A 4987-nucleotide genomic window follows, 5' to 3' on the forward strand; every position below is an offset into this window, starting at 1 on the left:
CATCAATTAATTTTCCCAATTCATCTCTAATCTGTGATGCTGTTTTATTTTCAGAAACTATGAACCATGTTGAATCTAAATGATGCCACCAAGTACCATAAGATCTTATGCAATCGATTAATGTTGAATAATCTCTACCGGGTGAATTTAAGTCGTATGCTATACAAAAAACCATCTTTTATTTTTTTTCAAAAGTAATTCAAATTAATTTATTTTTTGCATTAATTTATTGAATTCGGCGATTCTCAATAAACTTTCAGCTAACGTTATGCCACTTTGAGATGGCTGGAAATTCGTAACCGCTCAGTTTTCGGCTTAACGAAAACTTGATGCGAAACGATAATTCCTCTAAATTCCAACTAGCTCAAAATGGCTGTTAGCTGTAGCTTTTTTATTTATAAAGTTCAAATGCTGTATTTTCCAAGTCAGTTTCAAGTTGCGATAATTCTTCATCCCAAAATTTCAATAAAACTAATTTTTCCTTTAATGTTTTAAATTCTATGTCAGTTAAAATTATTGTAGCCGTTGTTGCTGAATAAATAGAATTTGGAAGTCCTTCTTTCATTAGGTCTTTTGTGCCGTTAATGATTCTATTTTTTCTTCGAGTGCTTGTCTGAATACCATTAATGAAATCGTCTGTTATTTCATTAAGTTGTTCTAATTTAATTTGAATGGCATTACCGATTTCATATCTTTTCTTAACTAATCTATCTTGGTCATTTAAGTTTAAAACTGAAACAGTTAATTTTCCAAAGTCATCAGTTCCTTTTATTCTATATCGCCAATATTTTAAATGTTTCTTTGGTTCAATAATACTTGGGTCGATTATAGGTTCTAATTTAGTGTCGTGATCATTTTTAGTTCCATTACATTTTTTGCAAGAAGGAAGTAAATTATTCCATTCTAATACTTCATCTTTATATTTGCCTTTATGATGAAAATGCTCCACTTCTAAATATTTACTTTCCTCATTAATGTTGGCTTCACAATAACAACATTTGTCATTTGAAAGACTTAATAAGCTTTTCTTAATAAAATCAATATTCCAAACAGATTTCCCTGTTATTTTAAATTCATCTGTCAACGCAACTTGCAATTCAGTTGTAAGTTCGGCAGGTTTTGGTGTTCTGTCTAACTTAATCATTTGTTGAAATTCCTGTTAATTGTATTTTTAATATTTTCTTTAACGAGTTTTCAGGATGCAACATAGCATCAAGAATTAAAAACTGTGCGTTTGCTGTTTGAAAATCATCATTATCAATAGCAACATTAAAATTTGTAATAGCATCTAAATATGTGGAAGTTCTTGTTTCGGTCATTCCCATCACATCTGTTAATATTTCTTCAACTGTCCACCCTTGACAACCATATTCTTGATTAATTATTGGGTTTAGTTTTACATTGTTCGTTTCTTCATCTAGAATTAATGGTATGATTTCTTTAGGTTTTGAAACTTGAATAATATGAGGACTATGTGTTGAAGTTATCACTTGGGCATTGGGTAAAATTATTTTTAATGCATCGTATATTTTGGCTTGCCATTCAGGATGAAGATGTAAGTCGATTTCATCAATTAATACAACTCCATCAAAATCTTTAATGTATTTACTGGGATTCTTAAATCTCAATTCAATTTCTTGTATTAAGCCTAGAAGTAGAGCTAAACTTGATTTGTATCCAGATGATAAATATTCAAAATAAATTTCCCCCATTGAGGTTGATAACAAAATATCAAATGAGTTAGGCAATACTTTTGAAAATTGGACTGATGGATTTAATATCGTAAAACAATCTTTAGCTAATTCATAATTCTTTAATTGATTTTCATCCAAAGTATTTGGCTGGGCTGAGAATAAAAATCGATTTACGAACCAATTTTTTAATGTAGTGGAGAGAGAACCTTTAATAGTTTCTTGCGAAAAAGAATTAAAATCTTTAATTGCATCCGTTCCTAATGAAGTTAATTTTACATATTCTATGTTTCTGTGAGTTTTAAATACAATAATATCATTTGCGTTTTGATAATATCCATTAAAATTTCTACTTGTTTCGTTAGGATGGAATTGTGTCGTTAAAAAAGATTTTGTTGAATTATTTTTGTTAATAGCGACTTGAATATCCCATTGACCCGTTTCAAATCCTGATGTTTTTTTCAATGTAGTTTGAGCACCTGAAAACGATTGAGCTAAACAATCTAAAATGGTTGTTTTACCAATACCGTTCTGTCCACAGATTATATTGAAATGATTATCGAAAGTTAGTTCCAAGTTTTTAATTGGACCTATTCCTTCAATTTTTATGTTGTTTATTCTTAACATTTTCTATTTTATATATTTGGTTGGTTTTTCTAGGTGTTTTCGGTAAGGTTGCACCTATCGTCAGTCTGTGAAAAAACTTCTGTTTACTTACAAACAAATATAACAAAATACTTGTATAAAAAGGAGGTTTTTCGTATATTTAATAATGCAACATATCATAGGTGTTTCTCGTCAACAACTGCGTTTTACAAGTTTAGAAGATACAATAAGTCCCGATAACCAGGTGTGATTTATAGATGCCTTTGTCGAATCTATAGACCTCTCTAAGCTTGGTTTTTCGGTAAAAACGCTCAAAACTGAAGGTCGCCCAAGTTTTAATAGTAAAGTGTTTCTAAAGATCTATTTATATGGGTATCTCAACGGAGTCAGAAGTGCTCGAGATCTAGAAAAGGAATGTATGAGAAACATGGAAATGCAATGGCTTTTAGAAGCTATTATTCCAAATTACCACAGCATATCCGATTTTAGAAAAAAACAATCCTAATGCCTTGAAAAAGCTATTCAAACTCTATGTTCTTTTTTTAAAAGATGCCGATTTGATAGGTTGCGAAACCATTGCTATCGATGGTACCAAAAGCCGAGCCCACAATAGCAAGAAAGCCAATTTCAATCAAAAGAAAATCGACAAACATGTAGATTATATTGAAGTAAAAACCCAAGAATACTTAGATGCTTTGGAAGAAAATGACGCCAAAGATAACCCCGCTATAATCCCTGCCTTGCCGGCAGGCAGGCAAAATATCCAACAAAAGATAGACCACAGCATCCACAAAGAACACTACGATCGAATGCACCAAAAACTGACTCAAAACGCACGCTATGCCAAGCAAATGGTGCGAGTGAGAAGTAAAACTGTAGAACCAGTAATAGGAACATTGGTCAATTTTACCAATATGAAATGCGAAGCATTCACGAACACCATTTAAAATCAATAAAAACTTGTGAGTAATCGCGTAAACACAAGAGGAATCAAGCAAGCCAACAAACACGTTTTGATGTCAGCATTGACCTATAATCTCAAGAAATACTTGAAGTTTATCACCAAAAAAACAAAAACAAAAGCCGGAGTTGTAAGTGAAATACAAGCAAAAGTACCAACTTCTCTATAAACAGCTTTCATAGACTTGAAAACCGACTTTTTAAGGCATTTTATTTTTACAAACTACAACCTAAAACCAAAAATAAACCTCGCTTAAAAATCCTTAAACGAGGTTGTTTTTTATCCTTATCTTGAAATTTTACTTTTTTAAGAGAGTTGCGCAACAGCTACGTGTGTTAGCTGTTGTCATTTTACCACGAATCACTACAAGGACATTCTTCAATAAATCCTTTTTTATAAAAATTTAATAATTTAAATGTTGCTATGAAAGTTTCATCGTATTTGAAGTTTAATAGCTTTTTTAAGATTTCAACATGATTTCGGCCTGTTTTATCTGACTTCGTATGAATAATTTCATTTCTCAGGTTTCTGAGATTATGGATGTGAGCATTTGTAGGATTTGGTTTTGCGAAAAAATTTATTCCTAAGGCCTGAGGTAATACCTTAGTCAATTTATCATTAAATGAAATTGAATATTGAATCTGACTTTTGTTATAGATTTCAGTTTTTTTGTCACTTTCAATCTTATATTCAAATTCTTCTGGTATTATATCGTTAATAAAACATTCTATCGATGTGAAAAGACTAATAATACACGCACTTGCTGTTCCATGATAATCATATGCGAAACTAAAGTTTATTTCGGTCGCGTTTGAAATATCAGCTAAATTTTTAACCAAATTCTTTCGTTGTTCTTTTCGTTGTACATTAAGATTATAAGCAAAATTATAATTAACCAAAGAAAAGTCGGGAACTGGAATCATGCATGATTTTCCATTATCATTGTATATAAAACTGAAAATTTTTTCATCAGAATCAGTTGTTATAATGACAAAATTATCTTTAGAGTTTTTCTTAAGGAATTGTTGGTCAATTTCTTTAATTTCAACTTGTTGTATTTCTTCTGCTAATCTTTTTTCATTATGCAATTGGTCATGAAAAAGAAAGTTTCTTTTGATGTGTTTCATTTTAAATTGCTGATTTTCTGTATGATTACGGCTAACGTCAGTCTGTGAAAAAACTAAAATCAACCTCTTGAGAATTCCATATTTGAGATTATTCTTTGGTAGCCCTCCAAATACTTTCTAGATATGAAGAGGTTTTTTCACAGCCTGACGTCCCCGCGCTACAAGCAGTTTGGGACTAAATTAAGCCCATTATTCGGATTTGCCAAATCTTTCAAATACAAAACCAATTTCAAATTAAGCCTAATACCCAAATTGCTTGTAGCGTGTGTTAGCGGATGTTTTTTAGGGTGAATTTTGGATAATGTTCTCTTATGTAATATTCTTTTGTTCTATTTAAAGCTTCATTAATTTCAAGTTTAGAAAATTCAATTCCTTTAGATTTTAATTCGTCATCAACATTTTTAATCATTTCATTTTTTAGTTCTTCATTAACTTCCATTTTTTGGAAAGTATAATTTATCAAATCTTTAAAGACAGAATCAGTGTCTTTATAATAAAAATTTGAATTTGGATTTTTTAACTCTAAATCTTTATAGCCTTCTACTAAATTATGTGTTTGAAGTAGATTTTCATAAATAATTCGATAATCATCTAACTTTTCT

The 4987-nt window shown here is 30.5% G+C and carries 7 protein-coding genes; 3 read left to right on the plus strand and 4 right to left on the minus strand.

What is annotated here, in order from left to right:
• Positions 1 to 391: 391 nt before the first annotated feature.
• Positions 392 to 1144 (minus strand): HNH endonuclease, encoded by a 753-nt coding sequence (locus DNC80_RS14750; RefSeq protein WP_182651868.1) that lies wholly within the window; start codon positions 1142 to 1144, stop codon positions 392 to 394.
• Entirely contained in the window at positions 1137 to 2318 is a 1182-nt protein-coding gene (locus tag DNC80_RS14755; protein WP_182651869.1) for an AAA family ATPase, read from the minus strand. Before DNC80_RS14755 ends, DNC80_RS14750 begins: the two co-directional genes overlap by 8 nt.
• A gap of 325 nt (positions 2319 to 2643) precedes the next feature.
• On the opposite strand from DNC80_RS14755, the gene DNC80_RS16070 reads away from it, so the two are divergent.
• From DNC80_RS16070 to DNC80_RS16080, 3 genes are read left to right on the plus strand one after another with little or no spacing between them, the layout of a single operon-like run.
• Positions 2644 to 2802, plus strand: a complete 159-nt coding sequence (locus DNC80_RS16070) for a transposase (protein WP_370628773.1) — start codon at positions 2644 to 2646, stop codon at positions 2800 to 2802.
• Positions 2803 to 2806: 4 nt separating this feature from the next.
• Positions 2807 to 3244 carry a hypothetical protein gene (locus DNC80_RS16075; RefSeq protein WP_255493263.1) on the plus strand — a complete coding sequence of 146 codons (438 nt, stop codon included), beginning with the start codon at positions 2807 to 2809 and terminating at the stop codon, positions 3242 to 3244.
• 15 nt (positions 3245 to 3259) lie between these two features.
• Positions 3260 to 3427: a hypothetical protein gene (locus tag DNC80_RS16080; RefSeq protein ID WP_255493264.1), complete on the plus strand. Its 168-nt coding sequence runs from the start codon at positions 3260 to 3262 to the stop codon at positions 3425 to 3427.
• Between the two features lie 181 nt (positions 3428 to 3608).
• Here DNC80_RS16080 and DNC80_RS14770 read toward each other — a convergent pair whose 3' ends face one another.
• The gene (locus tag DNC80_RS14770) at positions 3609 to 4385 is read right to left on the minus strand and encodes a hypothetical protein (protein ID WP_182651870.1); all 777 of its coding nucleotides are present in this window, start codon (positions 4383 to 4385) and stop codon (positions 3609 to 3611) included.
• A 268-nt stretch (positions 4386 to 4653) separates the two neighbouring features.
• A partial coding sequence (locus DNC80_RS14775; RefSeq protein ID WP_182651871.1) for a hypothetical protein occupies positions 4654 to 4987 on the minus strand: 334 nt, incomplete at its 5' end.

Origin of the sequence: Flavobacterium sp. SOK18b (assembly GCF_014156605.1) — a bacterium.
Taxonomy (GTDB): domain Bacteria; phylum Bacteroidota; class Bacteroidia; order Flavobacteriales; family Flavobacteriaceae; genus Flavobacterium; species Flavobacterium tiangeerense.